The organism is Pseudoxanthomonas yeongjuensis (genome assembly GCF_010093345.1).
GTDB classification, from domain to species: domain Bacteria; phylum Pseudomonadota; class Gammaproteobacteria; order Xanthomonadales; family Xanthomonadaceae; genus Pseudoxanthomonas_A; species Pseudoxanthomonas_A yeongjuensis.
On sequence record NZ_PDWT01000020.1, the window covers coordinates 1 to 562 of the forward strand.

Consider the following 562-nt stretch of genomic DNA (forward strand, 5'->3'; position numbering starts at 1 on the left):
CGCTATGTACGCTCACTGTCGTCGTGTCCCACCCGACGACTGACTCTGTCACAGTTCTCAATCTCTTTATAACTGCTCGCCAAGCACTACGATACCTTCATCAAATCGACTTCTATCAGCCGCATTCGCGTCGTTCTCACCCTTAGCCAGCCATAACTACTAGGCAATCCTCGTGCCCTTCTTTTCTAGGTTTTTTTTTTTTTCTGGTGCATTGGAAAAAGCTGTTGTAGTAGGCCAGCTGGGTCATCTGCTTGGACGCAACTTCGCCCAGCTCCTTGCGCCCGTAACCGAGGTTGACACACCACAGCCCGGCGAAGGCATCCAGCAGTTTGTTGCCTTCGGCATCCCATACGTAAGCGCCCTCACCACGGGTAAGAATGCGCGTGCCTTTCTTCGCCAGCGCGGCGTTGTCGTTGAACGGATGCAGGTGGTGCGCGGCATCGAGCTGTTGCAGGGTGCGGGTGTCCAGGTGGTCCATGAAAACTCCGATTTGTGATTCCCTGTAGGAGCGGGCCCTGCCCGCGACGCTTTGATGATCGCGAAAGGCGTCGCGGGCAGGGCC

General features: G+C 56.0%; 1 pseudogene. It reads right to left on the reverse strand.

Annotated features, from left to right (window positions below):
- Positions 1-205 precede the first annotated feature (205 nt).
- A pseudogene (locus CSC74_RS17340) lies at positions 206-478 on the reverse strand (aminotransferase class III-fold pyridoxal phosphate-dependent enzyme); the annotation flags it as partial.
- Positions 479-562 lie beyond the last annotated feature (84 nt).